Raw genomic sequence first — 17,497 nt, 5'->3', positions numbered from 1 at the left:
ATTTACGACACCTTTAAAGGGAATCAATTTACTTTTCCAGGACTGTCCAAAGGAAATTTTCCGCGGCAAATTATCGATGCTATAGTTGACCGCACACAGCCAGAAAGGTAAGCCCTTGTTGCCACGCCGTTGCCCAACATTGCGTCCTGTCCGCCGCCTGCTGGCCGTGCTGCTGCTCGCCTGCGCGGGTGCCGCGCCGGGTGCCGAACACGTCACCCTGCAGCTCAAATGGCAACACCAATTCCAGTTCGCCGGCTACTACGCCGCGCAGGATAAAGGCTATTACCGCGACGCCGGCCTGGACGTCACCCTGCGCGAAGCCCAGCCTGGCGTCGATCCGGTGCAGGCCGTGGTGGACGGCAAGGCGCAATACGGCATCGGCTCCAGCGGCTTGCTGATGCGGCGCGCCGCGGGCCAGCCGGTGGTGGTGCTGGCCTCCATCTTCCAGCACTCGCCCAATGCCCTGGCGGTGCGGCGCACGGCAGACGGCAAGCGCATGCCTTGGACCCAGGCGCGCATCATGGTGGGCGCCAATAACGACGAAGCCCTGGCCTGGCTGCGGCGCGAAGGCGTGGCGCTGGAAAAGCTGGACATCCGCGCCCACAGCATGAGCTACGACGATCTGCTGCTGGGCAAGGTGGACGCCATGTCGGTCTACACCACGGACGCGCCCTTCGTGCTGGACCGCGCCAATTTCCGCTATGACCTGATCAGCCCGCGCAACTCCGGCCTCGACTTCTACGGCGACATCCTGTTTACCACCGAGAGCGAGCTGCGCGAGCATCCCGAACGCGCCCGCGCCATGCGCGCCGCCACCCTGCGCGGCTGGCGCTACGCCATGGCGCATCCGGGAGAAATTGCCGACCTGATCCGCGCCCGCTATCCCGGCCGCGCCTCGCGCGAACAGCTGATGTTCGAAGCGGCGCAAACCGTACCCCTGCTGGAACAGCATTTGATCGAGCTGGGTTACAGCAACCCGATCCGCTGGCAAGCCATTGCCGATACCTACGCCAGCCTGGGCATGCTGCCGGCCGGCTTCAAGCTGGACGGTTTCCTCTACCGCGCCAACGACAGCACACCCGCCTGGCAGTACGGCGTGGCGCTGGCCGCCATCGTACTGTGCCTGCTGGCCGCCTGGCGCCTGCGCAAGCTGACGCGCGCCCTGCGCGGCGCCGAAGACCGGGTCGACGATGCCGAGCGCATTGCCAGCTTTGCGCTGGAAGGCTCGGGCGAAGGCTTGTGGGACTGGCAGCCGGTCAAAAAGATCCTGCACCTGTCGCCGCGCTACTGCGACATCCTGGGCTACCAGCCGGGCGAGCTGGCGCCCGCCGATGTCGAAGAATGGGCGCAGCACGTGCACCCGGACGACCGCCAGCGCGTGCTGGACGACACCGCCGCGCTGGACGATCCGGCCGCTGCGCCCGGCCCCTTCTTCATGGAATTCCGCATGGCGTGCCGCGACGGCAGCTGGAAATGGGTGCTGGCGCGCGGCATGGTGCTGGCGCGCGATGCGGCCGGCCGCCCCCTGCGCATTTCCGGCACCATGGGCGATATTTCCTACCGCGTGCGGGCCGAGGAAGCGCGCCTGGCCGCCGTGCTGGAAGCGCTGCCGGGCGCCGTGCTGGTGGCCGACCGCAATGGCCGCGTGCACCAGGCCAACGCCGCCTGCGAGCAATGCTTCGCCTACGAGCCGGGCCAGATGACGGGCCTGTCGATGGAATTGCTGGTGCCGGACGTGATGCGCGGGGCGCCTGGCCGCGCGCGCGAACTGTTCTCGCGGCCGCAGATGCCGGGCCGGGTACTGACCGCGCGCCGCAACGACGGCAGCTACTTCCCCGCCATGGTGCACCTGTCGCCGATGCAGATGGCGGGCCAGGGCCTGTCCGTGCTGTCGGTGCGCGATATGACCCAGCGCCAGCGCGCCGAGGAAGCCCTGCACGCCAGCTCCGAGCGCTACCGCCTGATCGTGCAGACCGCCGCGGAAGGCATCTGGATGACGGACGCCGAGGACAAGACCAGCTTCGTCAACCCCACCATGGCGCGCATGCTGGGCTACGAGCCGGAAGAGATGCTGGGCCGTCCCATGCGCGACTTCATGGACCCGGAATCGCACACCCGCCTGAGTTATCTGCAGCAGCACGTCGGCCTGCCGGAACAGGCCGACGTGCGCTTCCACCGCAAGGACCACGCCACCTTGTGGGGCCTGCTGTCGGCCACCCAGATCAATGCCGACAACGGCTCCTACGCCGGCACGCTGGCCATGGTCACCGACATCACCGACCGCCGCCTGGCCGAGCTGGCGCTGCGCCACTCCAGTCAGCGCCTGGCGTCCGTCTTCAACGCCGTCACCAATGGCCTGGTGGTGCTGGATAGCGCGGGCAGCGTGCTGGAATCGAATGCCGCCGCCGCCCGCCTGCTGGGACGTGCCGCCGCGCGCGGGGCGCCGCAATGGCCCGGCCGCCACGAAGACGGCAGCGCCTATTCCGCGCTGGAACACCCGGTGCAGCAGGCTTTGTCCAGCGGCCAGTCGGTGCGCGAAGTGGTGATGGGCGTGCCGCAGGCCGACGGCAGCATCAGCTGGCTGTCGGTCAACGCGGAGCCGATGCGCGACGAACAGGGCGCCAGCCTGATGGTGGTGGCCAGCCTGACCGACATCAGCTACCGCAAGCGCAGCGAAGACGCCTTGCGGCGTGGCGAGCAGCGCCTGCAGGAAATCATCAAGATGCTGCCGATCGGCCTGTTCATCAAGGACGCGTCCAGCCGCATGATCCTGATGAACCCCGCCAGCGAGCAGCTGTTCGGCTACCGCTTCGAAGAACTCAACGAAGGCGATTACAGCGCCCTGCATGCGCCGGAGGACGTGTCGGCCTTCCGCGCCCGCGACCTGGAGGCCTTCACCAGCCGGGCGCAGATCGATTACGAGGAAAGCGTGTGGAACCCGGCGCTGGGCGAACAGCGCCAGCTGCGCACTTTCAAGAAGCCGGTGTACGACGAGCAGGGCCAGCCCGCCTACCTGATCTGCATGTGCCTCGACATCTCGGAAAGCAAGCACGCCGAGCACGCCCTGCGCGAACTGAACGAACACCTGGAAGAACGTGTGGCCCAGCGCACCGCCCAGCTGGAGGAGGCGCGCAAGATCGCCGAGGAAGCCAGCCAGGCCAAGGGCCAGTTCCTGGCCAATATGAGCCACGAGATCCGCACGCCGATGAATGGCGTGATCGGCATGGCCTACCTGGCGCTGAAGACGGAGCTCGACCCGCGCCAGCGCGATTATCTGGAAAAGATCCGCTTCGCCGGCGAGCATTTGCTGCGCATCATTGACGACATTCTCGACTTCTCCAAGATCGAAGCGGGCAAGCTGGAAATCGAACAGGTCGATTTCGCCATCGAGTATGTGCTGCAAACCCTGAACACGGTGGTCGCGCCCAAGGCCAGCAGCAAGGGCCTGACCTTGCAGTTCGACGTCGACGAGCACCTGCCGAAAGTGCTGCGCGGCGACCCGCTGCGCCTGGGCCAGGTGCTGATCAACTACGCCAACAACGCCATCAAGTTCAGCGAGAACGGCGCCATTGAAATCAAGATCCGCAAGGTGCTGGCCGACGACAGCCAATGCCTGCTGCGCTTTGAAGTGCGCGACCACGGCATCGGCCTGTCGGACGACGAGCAGGGCAAGCTGTTCCAGTCCTTCCAGCAGGCCGACACCTCCACCACGCGCGAGTACGGCGGCACCGGCCTTGGCCTGGCTATCTGCAAGCAGCTGGCGCAACTGATGGGCGGCGAGGTCGGCGTGGACAGCGCGCCCGGCCAGGGCAGCACTTTCTGGTTCACGGCCCGCCTCGGCATTTCGCAGCGCCAGGTGCCGGAGATCATCAGCCAGGTGCGCGATGCCGCGGCCGAACTGCTGGCCTCCACCCGCACCGCCACCGTGATGGGCGCGCTGAAGGATGCCCGCATCCTGCTGGTGGAAGACAATACCTTCAACCAGCAGATCGCCATGGAAATGCTGGAGGAAGCCGGGTCCTCGGTCTGTCTGGCCAATAACGGCGCCGAAGCGCTCGACCTGCTGCACCAGACTTCCTTCGACTGCGTGCTGATGGACGTGCAGATGCCGTTGATGGACGGCCTGGAAGCGACGCGCCGCATCCGCTCCGATCCCGAGCTGGCCGAAACGCGCGTGCTGGCCATGACCGCCACCGCCACCAACGAAGACCGCGCGCGCTGCCTGGAAGCGGGCATGGACGATTTCATTACCAAGCCGATCCAGCCGGCCCTGATGTACCGGACCATCGCCAGCTGGCTGCCGGAGCGCGGCGCCGATGCACCGCCCCCGCCGCCGGCGCGCAAGTCGCATGGCTTCCGCCCGACCCTGGCGGGCGATCCGGCGGTGATCGACTTATCGGTGCTGGCCCAGTTACTTGGCTATCACCCGGACAAGATCCGCAAGTTCGCCTTCAAGTTCCTGCAAACCACGGAGGCGGGCTTCAACGAGATGGAAACCGCGCTGGCGGAGGGCGAGGTACAGAAACTGCGCGAACTGGGCCACCGCATCAAATCCTCGGCACGCGCCGTGGGCGCGCACGGCATGGCCGATCTGTGCGAGCAGCTGGAAGTGCTGGCTGGCGCCGGCACCGAGGCCGAACTGGCCCAGGCGCGTACCCTGCTGGCGCAACTCTGGCCGCTGCTGGCCAGGGTCAGCGAATACATCATGAATAACACCACCTTTGCCGATGACGACTGATAGCACCCCGACCACGCCCCTGCGCATCCTGCTGCTGGACGACGACCCGTTCATGCTGTCCCTGCTGGCCGACATGCTGGAAGACCTGGGCCAGCTCAATGTGCGCAGCGAGAGCGATGCACGCGCCGCGCTGAAGACCCTGCCGCAATACCGGCCGGATTTGCTGGTGTGCGACCTGTCCATGCCCGACATGGACGGCATCGAGTTTCTGCGCCTGGCGGCCGACAGCCGCTTCGGCGGCAGCGTGATTCTGCTGTCGGGGATGGACAACGGCATCCTGAAAGCCGCCGAAACCCTGGCCTCGGCCCAGGGCCTGAGCATCCTCGGCGCCTGCCGCAAACCGGTGCCGTCCGCCGTGCTGGCCGACCTGCTGGCCCAGGCCTCGGCGCGCCGGGAAATGGGGACGTAACGCATTTACCGCTGCGCGTGAAATGTGTTTCGTCTCCATTTCCTCTGGCGCCCACACAATTTAAAAAAATAGGTTATTATTTGTTCCATTCCCGCCCTGATTCCCTCTTGACATTCCCAATATTGAATTAGTGCAGTTCATCTCCAGATGGGAGATGAAGGCTAGGGGTAATCCCGGGCGAACTTATATTTGAGGACAAACATGAGCGACAATATCAAACACATTACCGATGCATCGTTCGAAGCGGACGTGCTGAAAGCCGACCGCCCAGTGCTGGTGGACTTCTGGGCCGAATGGTGCGGTCCTTGCAAGAGCATCGCCCCGATTCTGGAAGAAGTGGCCAAGGAATATGACGGCAAACTGACCGTCGCCAAACTGGACGTGGACAGCAACCAGCAAGTGCCGGGCAAATTCGGCATCCGTGGTATTCCGACCCTGATCCTGTTCAAAAATGGCGTTCCTGCTGCACAAAAAGTCGGCGCAATGGCAAAAGGCCAGCTGACCTCTTTCATCGACAGCAATATTTAAGTAAGATAGGCGGCACTGCGCCCGCAGTACCGCCTGAACGGCGGGGAAAGGCCCAAAAACCTTTCCTCTTTAATAATTTTTATCCACGCAGTTCCCTCCCCTACCTTTACTTTCCCGTCGCGGGACACTCAAACATTTATGCATCTATCTGAACTCAAGGCCATGCACGTTTCGGCGCTGCTGGAAATGGCCATTAGCCTGGATATCGACAATGCGGCCCGCCTGCGCAAGCAGGAGCTGATGTTCGCTATTCTGAAAAAGCGCGCGAAAGCGGGCGAACAGATCTTCGGCGACGGCGCCCTGGAAGTGCTGCCGGACGGCTTCGGCTTCCTGCGCTCGCCCGACGCCTCGTATATGGCGTCCACCGACGACATCTACATCTCCCCGTCCCAGATCCGCCGCTTCAATCTGCACACCGGCGATTCGATCGAAGGCGAGGTGCGCACCCCGAAAGACGGCGAACGCTATTTCGCCCTGGTCAAGGTAGACAAGGTCAACGGCGAATCGCCGGAAGCCTCCAAGCACCGCATCCTGTTTGAGAACCTGACGCCGCTGCACCCGAATGAGCCGCTGCGCCTGGAACGCGATATGAACGGCGCCGAGAACATCACCGGCCGTATCATCGACCTGATCGCCCCGATCGGCAAAGGCCAGCGCGGCCTGCTGGTGGCGTCGCCGAAGTCCGGTAAGTCCGTCATGCTGCAGCACATCGCGCACGCCATCACGGCCAACCACCCGGACGTGACCCTGATCGTGCTGCTGATCGACGAACGTCCTGAGGAAGTGACCGAGATGCAGCGCTCCGTGCGCGGCGAAGTGGTGGCATCGACCTTCGACGAACCGGCCACCCGCCACGTGCAGGTCGCCGAGATGGTGCTGGAAAAAGCCAAGCGCCTGGTGGAAATGAAGAAGGACGTTGTGATCCTGCTGGACTCCATTACCCGTCTGGCGCGCGCCTACAACACCGTGATCCCTGCCTCCGGCAAGGTGCTGACCGGCGGTGTGGACGCCAACGCCCTGCAGCGTCCGAAGCGTTTCTTCGGCGCCGCGCGAAATGTGGAAGAAGGCGGCTCGCTGACCATCGTCGCGACCGCCCTGATCGAAACCGGCTCCCGCATGGACGACGTGATCTACGAAGAGTTCAAGGGTACCGGCAATATGGAAGTGCACCTGGAGCGCCGCCTGGCCGAGAAGCGTGTCTATCCGTCGATCAACCTGAACAAGTCCGGCACCCGCCGCGAGGAACTGCTGATCAAGGCCGACCAGCTGCAGAAGATCTGGATTCTGCGCAAGCTGCTGTACTCGATGGACGAGATCGAAGCGATGGAGTTCATCCTCGACAAGATGAAGGCGACCAAGACCAACGTCGAGTTCTTCGACATGATGCGTCGGGGTGGCTAAAAACCCACGGCGCCCCCCCAGGTGGCGGCCACTGCGTGGCAGCCACCTGGCCGGCGCCGTGGGACGGGTGGCAGGCACCTCGTGCCTGCCACCCGCTTTTGCCGTGGGTTTTCGTGTATAATCCCCGGTTCATTTAAACCCTGGCAAGTGGACAGCAATCGGGCCAAGAAGCAGTACAGGCCGCCGAAGTGCCGTTTGGCTACCAAACATTGAGAGAAAAGCATGAAAGCTGAAGGCCACCCAGAATACCGCGAAGTCCTGTTCCACGACCTGTCCTGCGACTTCAAATTCGTCACCCGTTCGACCATCCAGACGCGCGAAACCGCTACCCACGAAGGTAAAGAGTACCCGCTGGTCAAGATCGAGGTTTCGTCCGAATCCCACCCATTCTTCACCGGCCAGCACAAGATCGTCGACACCGCCGGTCGCGTGGAAAAGTTCCGTCAGAAGTTCGGCAAAGTCGGTTCCAAGACTTCCGTTGCCAACGCCTAATCCGCGTCGCACCGAAAAAAAAGGCAGCTGCGGCTGCCTTTTTTCTTTTTAACCGTCATACTCCAGCTTTCAAAAGAATAAGCCTGACCGATGAAGCCAGTCCGTCTTCCCGCCTCTGCCACCCGCACCCTGCCCCGCTGGGCGATTTTCGCCCTTGGCATGCTGTACATCCTGCCGGGTCTGATCGGGCGCGAGCCGTGGAAGAACGACGATGCGGCCAGCTTCGGCATCATGTGGACCATGGCGCACGGCACCTGGCAGGACTGGCTGCTGCCGAATATCGCCGGCCTGCCGGTGCCGGACGAAGGCCCGCTGGCCTTCTGGTTCGGCGCCCTCGGCATCAAGCTGACCGGCTGGCTGCTGGGCGACGTGCTGGGCGCGCGCGTGGCCACGATTGGCGTGTTCCTGCTGGGCGTGCTGTCCCTGTGGTTTGCCACCTTCAATCTGGGCCGCCGTCCGGAAGCCCAGCCCCTGCGCCTGGCCTTTGGCGGCCAGCCCGAGCCGGACGATTTCGGCCGCACCCTGGCCGATGCCGCCGTCCTGATCTACCTCGGCAGCCTGGGCCTGCTGGTGCACAGCCACGAGACCACCTCCGAGCCGCTGATGACGGCCCTGCTGGCGCTCACCCTGTACCGTTCCGTGCGTTATATGGAGCTGCCCTCGCTGCGCAATGCCGCCCTGGTCGGCCTGGCCCTGGGCCTGATGACCCTGGCGCGCGGCTGGGTGGTGCCGGTGTTCGTGATCGGCGCCCTGCTTGCCTGCACCCGCTTCCTGGCCCTGCCGGCCGGACGCTCCCTGCGCGACCTGTCGTTTTCCGCCGTGGTGGCGTTTGCCGTCACCCTGCCCTGGCTGCTGCCTGCCCTGATGACCCAGCCCTACGGCCACGCTCCGCTGGCGGGCTGGATGGAATGGAATCTGGCCCAGCTGAACCCCGACCTGGGCGAATCCCTGCGCTCCTTCCTGCGTGTGGGCATGTGGTTCTTCTGGCCGGCCTGGCCGTTTGCCCTGTGGGCGCTGTGGGCCTGGCGCCGCCAGCGCCACCTTCTGCACATCGTGGTGCCCGCCACCTTTGTGACCGTGGCCACCCTGCTGGTGCTGCTGCATCCTAATCCCGAACAGGGCCAGTTGCTGATGCTGCTGCCGCCGCTGGCCATCATGGCCGCCTTTGGCCTGCTGACCATGAAGCGCGGCGCCATCAACGCCATCGACTGGTTCAGCGTGATGGTGCTGACCGTGTGCGCGGTTGTGATCTGGCTGTTCTGGTACGCCCAGCTGACCGGCTGGCCGCGCCAGCCCGCCCACAACGTCCTGAAGCTGATTCCCGGCTTCGTGCCGGAACTCAACCTGGGCGCCTTCCTGGTCGCTCTGTGCGCCACCGCCGGCTGGTTCATCCTGGTGCACTGGCGCATCTCGCGCCGCCCGACGGTGCTGTGGCGCGCCGTGGTGCTGTCCGCAGGCGGCCTGATCCTGACCTGGATCTTGCTGATGACCTTGTTCCTGCCCAATCTGAACTACAGCAAGAGCTATGCGACGGTGGCGCAGCAGACCGCGGCCGCCTTGCCCGCCGGTACAGATTGCGTGGAAAGCAATATGGGTGCAGCGCAGCGCGCCTCCTTCGCCTTCTTCGGCCATATCCCCTTCCAGGGCGTGCAAGGCGGGGAGTGCAAGGTCCTCTTGTTGCAAGTTAGCATCAAAGGAAAAGCCCAGCCCGCATCGCCCGGCAACCACTGGCAGCTCCTCTGGGAAGGCCGCCGCGCCTCGGACAAGATCGAGCGTTTCCGCCTGTATCGCCGCCTAAACTGATACGCAACAGTGTTGCCGCCCCTTTCGGGGTACTGCTATCCTGTGAGCCGTCAGCGCCGGTTTTATTGCGCGACGGAATCATTGAGGAACGCATGGCAACTAGCATTTCAATACTCGCAATCTTGCTGGCGACCAGCGTGTCGCCAGCGGGTGCGAGCGCGCCTGCGGCTCCGCCGTTGAACATCACGGGCGAATACACGCCGCCTGCCAGCATGATGGACGGCAATGAAGTGGTCGGCCGCGAAGGCGAAAAGATCCGCGAGATGCTGCAGCGCTCCGGCATCAGCTACAAGATTGGCCTGCTGCCCTGGAAGCGCGCCTACATGATGGCGCAGAACGACGCCTTCACCTGCGTCTACTCCACCTCCCGTACCGCCGAGCGCGAAAAGCAGTTCAAGTGGGTCGGCCCGACCGACGAAGCGGAATGGGTCCTGCTGGGCCGTGCCGACCGTAAATACCAAATCAATAGCCTTGAAGATGCACGCGCTATGCGCATCGGCACTTACAACGGCGATGCGCGCGACGAGTACCTGCGCACGCGCGGCTTCCATGTCGACCCGGTGCCGAACGACGCATCCAATCCAAAGAAGCTGATGATCGACCGCATCGACCTGTGGGCGGTCGGTGCCCGCACCGGCAGCACCGTGCTGGCGCGCTTTGCACCGGACATCGTGCCGGTGCTGGTATTCAACCGCGTCAAGGTCTACCTGGCTTGCAACAACACCGTGCCGGATGCCATGATTGAGCGTATGAACGCGGCGCTCGACACCATGCGCCGCGATGGCAGCTTCGTCCGACTGGAGCGTAAATACGAACACTGGACAGAGCGGAAATAGTATTTATCGTTTTGCGTAGACAGCCTGTCATAGATGCCATTTTGAGCTGTTGCTGCGCGAATTTTTTTCTTGTCCGCACTAGACACAAAGCTTGCGGACGCCGTTATAGTCCCTATATACGGAGCATTGCCACACGGCACTCATCCTTCTCCGCGCCCAATCCCCCGCGCGATTCCTTCATCTGCTTTTGGTCGGAACGTCATGTTCAACTTCTACAAACTTCAGCTTGCGCTCAAGAACCCTATGGTGCGCATCACTCTGGTCCTGCTGACGGTTGCAGCGGTGGCATTCGCCCTCTTGCGCGGTGAGCCGGCGCAAGATGCGAGCCCTGTGGTGCGTTCGCAGAATATTTCCGAAATCACCAGCCTGGTGAACCAGCGCGAGCACCTGGATTACCTGTTGATCGCGCGCCCGCTGAGCGAGGCGCCGCGCTATATCTACAAGTACAAGGACAAGCCGGAACTGCACGTGGTAGTCGTGCCGTCCACCTCGCACCTGAGCCTGGAACGCGAAGTCCTGCTGCGCAATAACATCCCTTATGCCATCGCCAAGGAAGACTATCTGGCCGCGCACAAGAGCGTGCTGCAGGACGATGGCGGCGCCACCGCCGAAGTGGGCTCTTTCCTGAAGCGCCACGCCTTCGATATCTTCGTGATCGGCCTGATGCTGTTCGTGCTGAAGTTCGGCATTCCGGGCGTGGGCATGTCCGCTTCCGTCATCACGCCGGACAAGCTGAAAGGCTCGATGGATGATCTGATCGGCATGGAAGACATCAAGCAGGAAGTGCTGCACCTGGAAGACATGATCCGCAACCGCGAGGTGTACAAATCGCACAATATTGACAAGCCGTTCAACGTCATGCTGACCGGCCCCGCGGGTACCGGTAAGACCAAGCTGGCCGGCTACCTGGCCAAGCGCCTGAACTATCCGCTGATCCAGGCCTCCGGTTCGGCGCTGGAATCCGGCTATGTCGGCGGTGGTTCGAAAGCGCTGAACGCCTTGTACCGCAAGGCCTGCGCGCGCGGCAACTGCATCATCTTCCTGGATGAAGCGCAGGCCCTGTTCATGCCGCGCGGCCGCGGCGAGAAGAAATGGGAAGACGATACCGCCAACACCCTGCTCGGCCTGCTGGACGGCGTGAAGAGCGAAGACGGCGCGGGTGTGATCTGGGTTGTCGCGTCCAACTTCGACGATGCCAACTCGCAGATGGACGAAGCCATGCTGCGCCGCTTCAGCGTGAAGATCAACTTCCGCCTGCCGAATAAGAACGAACGCCGCGAGCTGCTGCGCTCCTTCCTGGAACGCAAGGAGAAAGGCCTGGTCGACTGGACCGATATGGACCTGGACCAGGTGGCCGAGATCACCAACAACCTCAGCCCCGCGCTGCTGGAGACCGTGGTCGATCGCGCTTCCATGATCTCGATCCAGGAGAAGCAGGTCATCAACACCGACCTGATGTTCCGCGCGTTCGAGCGCGCCACCATCGGCCTGACCGACCGCGCCACCACGGCTGAGAAAACCCGTCAGCGCGAGCGTATCGCCTTGCACGAGCTGGGCCACTTCTTCATGCAGATCGATCCCTTCCTGCGCGAAGGACTGCCGCTGGCGGAAGTGAAAGAGAAGTCGCACCTGCTGAAGATTTCGACCGAGTCGGTGTCGAAGCTGAATGCGCTGGGTTATGTGCTGTCGGCAGGCGACGATATGTCTCTGCGCACGCTGGAAGAACTGGAACGCGATGTGATGCAGCTGTACGGCGGCGTGGCGGCGGAAGAATTGTTCTACGGTGCGCGCGGTATTTCGGTGGGCAGCCAGAACGATATCGAGAAGGCCACCAATATGCTGGACACCATGGTGAACCGCCTATCGATGTATTCGCGCTCCAAGCTCGATTACAGCAAGTTCAAGAGCGAGACGGCCGGTGAGCATGGTCTGGCGCAGCTCGAGTCCAAGGCGGACGAGCTGTATAGCCGCACCCTGAAGTCCATTGGCGATTACCGCGCCGTGATGGAATCGATCAAGGGCGAGCTGATGGACCGCTATGTGCTGTCCAAGGATGACATCTTCGCCCTGCTGGAAGAACGCCTGGATACGGCGCCCTTCCAGCAGGCTGCGTAAAGCAGCTTAGCGTTTGGCCACCATCATCACGTTGGTGGCTTTCATTGCCACCGCCATCGGCAGCTTTTCATAGTTGCTGATGGCGACAGTGTCTCCCAGGTCGCGCAGTTCAACGCGCGCACCGGCATCCGTCACAAATGCATTCGGACCCACTGGCGTCAGTTCTGCACGCTGCTCGCCGGTCAGTTCAACATAGTAGTGGTTCACATGGCGCGACAGGCGCAGCTGCTGGCCGTTGTCCAGCGCGAAGCGGCCGGCATATTCGTCAAAGCTGGAAGGCGGCATATAGTAGCGACTTGCCTGGCCGGCACTGATTTGCACCGTGGGGTCTTGTGGACCAGCGGCCAGTACCGATGCAGAGGCGGCCAGGGAAAGCGCCGCAATGGCGCCCAGAATAGCGATCTTCTTCATTTTGATTCTCCGTTAGGGTGAGGCAATCAACGGCTTGCCCATGCAAGCCGTTTGGATTCTTTTAAGAGCAGCTTCAGCGGCGAGCGATGACAGTGATATGCATACCGGTCGCGGCAAGCGATGGCTGCAGACGTTCGAAATTCGCGATTTCGACCATGTCACCCTGATCCTTGAACTGCACCCGGGTTCCGGCGGCGGTCATGAAGACCCCTGGTTCGACGGGGAACATCTCTTCCCGTAGTTCGCCCGAAAGTTGGGCGTAATAGTGTTTGGCGTAGCGCTGGAAACGGATCTTGTACCCGTTGTCGAGCGCATAGCGATTTGCGTAGTCGTCGAACTCTCCGATTTTCAGCTTGTAGTTGCCTTCGCTGGCGCGGATTTGGACGGTTGCGTCTTGCGGGTCAGCTGCGAGCGCAGCACCCGTTGAGGCCAGAGTAAGTGCGGCCATGGCACTGAGCAGAACCTTGTTCATCATCTTCTCCGAATTTTGCCTGGTGGCCCCGCCTCTTTGGAATTGTGCGGGGACGGTTACAAGGTAGCAAATGCCGCCTCAGGCATGCAGTGGCAAGCGACGAACCGCAGATTTCGTGGACTAGAACGCACGGCGCGTCGATGAACTGCATTCGGCTTTACGGACCGGTGTTCCTCGCAAGGACGGTGCGGTCCGGATCATTATCGGCACGCCGCATACGGGGCGCCGATGAAGACGGGAAGCGGCGATTGTGTCGCTCTCGATCCCTGATGTAAGCCTGGTACCCAGCGCTAAGGCCAGTACGCCTTGCGCTTGCGGGTCTACTTCGACAGGCTGCTAGTTGTGCAGCTGTGTGTAGCGAATGATGGCGTTTTATCCCATGGCCGCAGCAGCGACCGCCACGCCAGCCAACACAGCCAAGGCCAGCAATTTCAGGACAACGTGATTCATTTCTTCACCCTCCGAATCTGCATCTGCATCACGTGGGTCGGCCATCTTCTTGGGGGATGACCACTTCATGCTACGCGTGTGTTACAGGGAACTCTAGCTCTGGTGGCCTTGAATTTTTTCAATGCGGCGCGCGTGGTCCATAGCTATATGCAACCATGAGTTACATGCATTTATTGCAATGCTTTTCACGCCAACTTGCCGCCCTTGGTCAAATCGGTAATAATGCACGGCGCATTTAAATGCCCGAGTGGTGAAATTGGTAGACGCAGCGGACTCAAAATCCGCCGCCGCAAGGCGTGCCGGTTCGATTCCGGCCTCGGGCACCACCCTCCCTCCTTCTGCGCTTCTCTCACAAACATGAGCATGCCGGCCCGTATGGCGCCGCTATGATCAGCTTCATTGTCCGCTCCGGAAATCGCAATGAAGAAACTTGCCTGCTGCCTGGCCCTGCTTGCCAGCACTGCCACGGCCGCTGAAATCGCACCTGCCGCCGCCTCGCTGCATCCCAACCTCGCTGGCCAGGTCAGCCGGCCGATACGCTATCGGCCCGATGGTCCCGATTTCGTGATCCACAACGGCGCAGAGTTCTTCAACCGCTCCCTATATGGTGGGCACAGCGCCTTCCGTGTCGACGGCGGCGACAATCCCGAATTCATGCTGTATCTGCCCGGCCGTGGCGGCAATCTGCGGCTGGCGCTGCGCTGGCCCGGCGGCGCGCGCTGGCTGCACGAGGCGGCCAGCATCGACACCCGCTACCGGCCCGGCGAACTGCTGTACGAACTGCGCGATCCCGCCTGGGGCGCCACCGCCGTGCTGCGGCTGGACGTATTGGCCTATGCGCGTACGGAGGGATTGATCCTGCGCGCCGAAGGGAAAGGTCTGCCGCCGGGTGCGGAACTGCTGTGGTCGTACGGCGGCGTGAACGGCGAGCGCGGACGCCGCGATGGCGATATCAGCACCGAGCGCGTGCCCATCGCTCAATACTTCCAGTTCCGTCCCGAATTCGCAGCCCGCAATCAATTCACCATCAGCGGCGAAGGCTTCACCCTCAGCAGCCCCGCTGCCACCATCGCGGGTGTTGTCCCCGCCGGCACCGCGCTGCATGTGGCAGAAGGCGGCGCCTGGAACGATCTGGCCGCCATGCTGTCGCCAGACGCCTCATCCGCCACGCCAGTGATGGTCGCCCGCACGCCGCTGATCAATGCGCAGCCGCTGCTGATATCGCTGCAGCGCATCGGCGCGGCGCAGGCCGCCGATCTGGACGTATATGCCGCCGTCACGACACAGCCAGCGCCCGCCCCTTCCGGCAAGTCCGGCGCACTGGACCCAGCGTATGCGCGCGCTCAGCTGCCACGCCTGTTCGATGAAACACGCCAGCACTTTGCCGCACTGCGCGATCGCGTGCGGATCGAAACACCCGATCCTTATCTCAACGCTGCAGCCGGTGCCCTCAACGTCGCCACTGATGCACTGTGGGACGACAGCGCACAATCCATCATGCATGGCGCCATCGCCTGGCGCACGCGCCTGCTCGGCTGGCGCGGCCCTTATGCGCTCGATGCACTCGGCTGGCATGAGCGTGCGCGTCTTAATGCAGAGGGCTGGACGCGCGGCCAGAACACCAGCGCTATTCCGCCGGCCCTGCCCTCAGCCGATACCGCCAGCAAACTGGCGCGAAACGAAGCGGGACTGCATTCCAACGGCGATATGTCGCACTCGCACTACGACATGAATACGGTCTTCATGGATGCCTTGCTTCGCCACATTCTGTGGACAGGCGATCTGGAATATACCCGCGCCGTCTGGCCTGTGATCGAACGCCACCTCGCCTGGCAACAGCGCCTGTTCCGGCGCGAGTTCGGTCCGGACAAGCTGCCCTTGTACGAAGCCTACGCCAGTATCTGGGCCAGTGACGACATCTATTACAACGGTGGTGGCGTCAGCTATGCGTCGGCCTACAACGTCTACGCCAATCGCGGGGCGGCCCGCCTGGCGCGCCTGTTGGGCAAAGACCCGTCGCCCTATGAACGCGAAGCGGCGCTGGTGGCGCAAGCCATGCGCAGTCTATTGTGGATGCCGGAGCAAGGTGCATTCGCAGAATACCGCGATGTACTGGGACTTCAGCAGCTTCATCCCAGCTATGGCCTCTGGACCTTCTATCACACCATCGATTCCGAAGTACCCACCGCCGCCGAAGCGCATCAGATGGCGGCTGCGCTTTTGCGCGACTTCCAGGCGATTCCTGTTGCTGGCGAAGGCGTGCCTGCGGATGCGGCTTATCACATGCTGGCCACCACCAACTGGATGCCTTACTCCTGGTCGGCCAACAATGTCGTCATGGGCGAGAACCTGCACACGGCGCTCGCTCTATGGCAGGCGGACCAGCCGGAAGAAGCGTACATGCTGGCCAAGAGCGCACTGCTGGCCAGCATGTATATGGGTATCTCGCCCGGTAATGTCGGTACGATGAATTACCTGGACGTCTACCGCCGCGAGTCGCAGCGTGACTTTGCCGACGGCGCAGGCGTGCTGTCGCGCGCCTTGGTCGAGGGTCTGTTCGGTATTCATCCCGACGCGCTGGCGGGGACGCTTTCTGTGCATCCCGGCTTGCCCGCAAGCTGGACGCATGCGCGCATCACGCATCCGGATCTCGCACTGAGCTTCTCGCGCAGTGGCGCCACGGATCGCTGGGCCTTGCAGGATGTGGCGCCGCGTTTCCGCAGCTTGCGGCTGCAACTGCCTTCCACATCACGTGCGCCGGCCAGCGTCACCGTCAACGGGCAAGCAATGAGCTGGCATACCGCTGCGGACATGACTGTGATCGAAACGCCGTTGAACCACGGGCGCGCTGAAGTCGACATCACCTGGCGCGCCGCCACGTTACCCACACGCGCCGCGGCAACGATGGCCGCCAGTAGTGAACACATCAGCAGTCCTGCTATCGACTGGACGACGCCGCGCAACGGCGCCCGCTACGACAGCATTTCGCTGGCAGCCTATTTCAATGATCGCATTACCGAAATCTTCAAACCCGGCAAATACCAGTCGCCGCGCTCGCCCTATGTGTCGCTGTCCCTGCCCGCGCAAGGCGCCGGTGCCTGGGCTGGCCATCTCGACACCCTGCCGGAGATCGACGATACCGGTCTACGAAGCGCAGCGCGCGCCGGCGGCGGCAATATCGTGATGCCAAACGGCGTCCCTTTCGCCACGCCATCGCAATCCGGTACGCCCAATATCGTCTTCACTTCGCAATGGAACAACTACCCGCGCGAGGCCCAAATCCCTCTAGCCGGCACGGCCAAGCGCGCCTGGTTGCTGATGGCCGGGTCTACCAACTTCATGCAAAGCCGCCTGGATAACGGTGAAGTGATTGTCCGCTATACCGATGGCACCAGCACGCGGCTCGCCCTGCACAATCCGGACAACTGGTGGCCTATCGAGCAAGATTATCTAATTGATGATTACCAGTTCCGCCGCCCCGGCCCAATCCCGCCCAGAGTCGACCTCAAGACCGGCAAGGTCCGCTTGCAGACAAGCGGCGGCGCCGTAGCAGGCGGCGCGGCGACCGCGCAATGCATACCGCTGGAATCAGCCAGAACCCTGCGCAGCCTGACACTGCGCACCCTAAGCAATGACGTAGTGATTGGTCTGATGAGCGTTACGCTGGAACGCTAGCGGACATTCAGGCCGTTGCGGTCGCCGGCACTGACATTGGTGGTGAGCGCTGCGCGAATGTCTGCGATCGGGTACATATTGAGAACCCAATCGAACGCGTCTCCCCAGCGCATCTCGGCCAGGGCAAGCAGCAGCACAAAGGTGATCTTGATTTTCATATTGGCCTC

General features: G+C 62.7%; 12 protein-coding genes and 1 tRNA gene. 10 read left to right on the top strand and 3 right to left on the bottom strand.

The genetic code is table 11. The features are described 5' to 3' along the window. Positions 1 to 115 precede the first annotated feature (115 nt). From AB4Z19_RS12970 to AB4Z19_RS12935, 8 genes are all read left to right on the top strand, one after another. Positions 116 to 4,738: a PAS domain S-box protein gene (locus tag AB4Z19_RS12970; RefSeq protein ID WP_442022623.1), complete on the top strand. Its 4,623-nt coding sequence runs from the start codon at positions 116 to 118 to the stop codon at positions 4,736 to 4,738. Next, entirely contained in the window at positions 4,728 to 5,147 is a 420-nt protein-coding gene (locus AB4Z19_RS12965; protein ID WP_442035382.1) for a response regulator, read from the top strand. The genes AB4Z19_RS12970 and AB4Z19_RS12965 overlap by 11 nt, the downstream gene beginning before the upstream one ends. Positions 5,148 to 5,348: 201 nt before the next feature. Continuing rightward, a complete protein-coding gene (trxA, locus tag AB4Z19_RS12960) occupies positions 5,349 to 5,675 on the top strand; it encodes a thioredoxin TrxA (RefSeq protein ID WP_442022627.1) in 327 nt (108 codons plus the stop codon). Positions 5,676 to 5,813: 138 nt separating this feature from the next. Continuing rightward, the gene (gene rho / locus AB4Z19_RS12955) at positions 5,814 to 7,076 is read left to right on the top strand and encodes a transcription termination factor Rho (protein ID WP_442035381.1); all 1,263 of its coding nucleotides are present in this window, start codon (positions 5,814 to 5,816) and stop codon (positions 7,074 to 7,076) included. A gap of 222 nt (positions 7,077 to 7,298) precedes the next feature. Then, positions 7,299 to 7,568: a type B 50S ribosomal protein L31 gene (locus AB4Z19_RS12950; RefSeq protein WP_442022631.1), complete on the top strand. Its 270-nt coding sequence runs from the start codon at positions 7,299 to 7,301 to the stop codon at positions 7,566 to 7,568. A gap of 90 nt (positions 7,569 to 7,658) precedes the next feature. Further along, the gene (locus AB4Z19_RS12945; protein WP_442022633.1) at positions 7,659 to 9,371 is read left to right on the top strand and encodes an ArnT family glycosyltransferase; all 1,713 of its coding nucleotides are present in this window, start codon (positions 7,659 to 7,661) and stop codon (positions 9,369 to 9,371) included. A 92-nt stretch (positions 9,372 to 9,463) separates the two neighbouring features. Beyond that, positions 9,464 to 10,207, top strand: coding sequence for a substrate-binding periplasmic protein (locus AB4Z19_RS12940; protein ID WP_442022635.1), 744 nt, complete (start codon positions 9,464 to 9,466; stop codon positions 10,205 to 10,207). 201 nt (positions 10,208 to 10,408) lie between these two features. Continuing rightward, complete coding sequence (locus AB4Z19_RS12935; protein ID WP_442035380.1) at positions 10,409 to 12,322, top strand: AAA family ATPase; 1,914 nt, start codon at positions 10,409 to 10,411, stop codon at positions 12,320 to 12,322. Positions 12,323 to 12,328: 6 nt separating this feature from the next. On the opposite strand, the gene AB4Z19_RS12930 is transcribed toward AB4Z19_RS12935, so the two are convergent. Both AB4Z19_RS12930 and AB4Z19_RS12925 read right to left on the bottom strand, forming a co-directional pair. Continuing rightward, positions 12,329 to 12,733 carry a hypothetical protein gene (locus AB4Z19_RS12930; RefSeq protein ID WP_442035379.1) on the bottom strand — a complete coding sequence of 135 codons (405 nt, stop codon included), beginning with the start codon at positions 12,731 to 12,733 and terminating at the stop codon, positions 12,329 to 12,331. A 73-nt stretch (positions 12,734 to 12,806) separates the two neighbouring features. Continuing rightward, entirely contained in the window at positions 12,807 to 13,208 is a 402-nt protein-coding gene (locus AB4Z19_RS12925) for a hypothetical protein (RefSeq protein WP_442028447.1), read from the bottom strand. A gap of 688 nt (positions 13,209 to 13,896) precedes the next feature. On the opposite strand from AB4Z19_RS12925, the gene AB4Z19_RS12920 reads away from it, so the two are divergent. Together AB4Z19_RS12920 and AB4Z19_RS12915 are read left to right on the top strand one after the other, a co-directional pair. Next, positions 13,897 to 13,981 (top strand) — tRNA-Leu (locus AB4Z19_RS12920). A 94-nt stretch (positions 13,982 to 14,075) separates the two neighbouring features. Then, entirely contained in the window at positions 14,076 to 17,330 is a 3,255-nt protein-coding gene (locus AB4Z19_RS12915) for a DUF4450 domain-containing protein (RefSeq protein WP_442035378.1), read from the top strand. On the opposite strand, the gene AB4Z19_RS12910 is transcribed toward AB4Z19_RS12915, so the two are convergent. Further along, positions 17,327 to 17,488, bottom strand: a complete 162-nt coding sequence (locus AB4Z19_RS12910; RefSeq protein ID WP_442027770.1) for a hypothetical protein — start codon at positions 17,486 to 17,488, stop codon at positions 17,327 to 17,329. The genes AB4Z19_RS12915 and AB4Z19_RS12910 overlap by 4 nt on opposite strands. Between the last annotated feature and the right edge of the window lie 9 nt (positions 17,489 to 17,497).

This window comes from Pseudoduganella sp. RAF19 (genome assembly GCF_052114165.1).
Classification (GTDB): Bacteria; Pseudomonadota; Gammaproteobacteria; order Burkholderiales; family Burkholderiaceae_D; genus Rugamonas.
This window is presented reverse-complemented; position numbering and strand designations above follow the sequence as displayed.

Coding starts and splice junctions, on each gene's coding strand:
- AB4Z19_RS12940 (WP_442022635.1), top strand. CDS start 9,464: ATGGCAACTAGCATTTCAATACTCGCAATCTTGCTGGCGACCAGCGTG.
- AB4Z19_RS12950 (WP_442022631.1), top strand. CDS start 7,299: ATGAAAGCTGAAGGCCACCCAGAATACCGCGAAGTCCTGTTCCACGAC.
- AB4Z19_RS12910 (WP_442027770.1), bottom strand. CDS start 17,488: ATGAAAATCAAGATCACCTTTGTGCTGCTGCTTGCCCTGGCCGAGATG.
- rho (WP_442035381.1), top strand. CDS start 5,814: ATGCATCTATCTGAACTCAAGGCCATGCACGTTTCGGCGCTGCTGGAA.
- AB4Z19_RS12945 (WP_442022633.1), top strand. CDS start 7,659: ATGAAGCCAGTCCGTCTTCCCGCCTCTGCCACCCGCACCCTGCCCCGC.
- AB4Z19_RS12925 (WP_442028447.1), bottom strand. CDS start 13,208: ATGATGAACAAGGTTCTGCTCAGTGCCATGGCCGCACTTACTCTGGCC.
- AB4Z19_RS12965 (WP_442035382.1), top strand. CDS start 4,728: ATGACGACTGATAGCACCCCGACCACGCCCCTGCGCATCCTGCTGCTG.
- AB4Z19_RS12930 (WP_442035379.1), bottom strand. CDS start 12,733: ATGAAGAAGATCGCTATTCTGGGCGCCATTGCGGCGCTTTCCCTGGCC.
- AB4Z19_RS12915 (WP_442035378.1), top strand. CDS start 14,076: ATGAAGAAACTTGCCTGCTGCCTGGCCCTGCTTGCCAGCACTGCCACG.
- trxA (WP_442022627.1), top strand. CDS start 5,349: ATGAGCGACAATATCAAACACATTACCGATGCATCGTTCGAAGCGGAC.
- AB4Z19_RS12935 (WP_442035380.1), top strand. CDS start 10,409: ATGTTCAACTTCTACAAACTTCAGCTTGCGCTCAAGAACCCTATGGTG.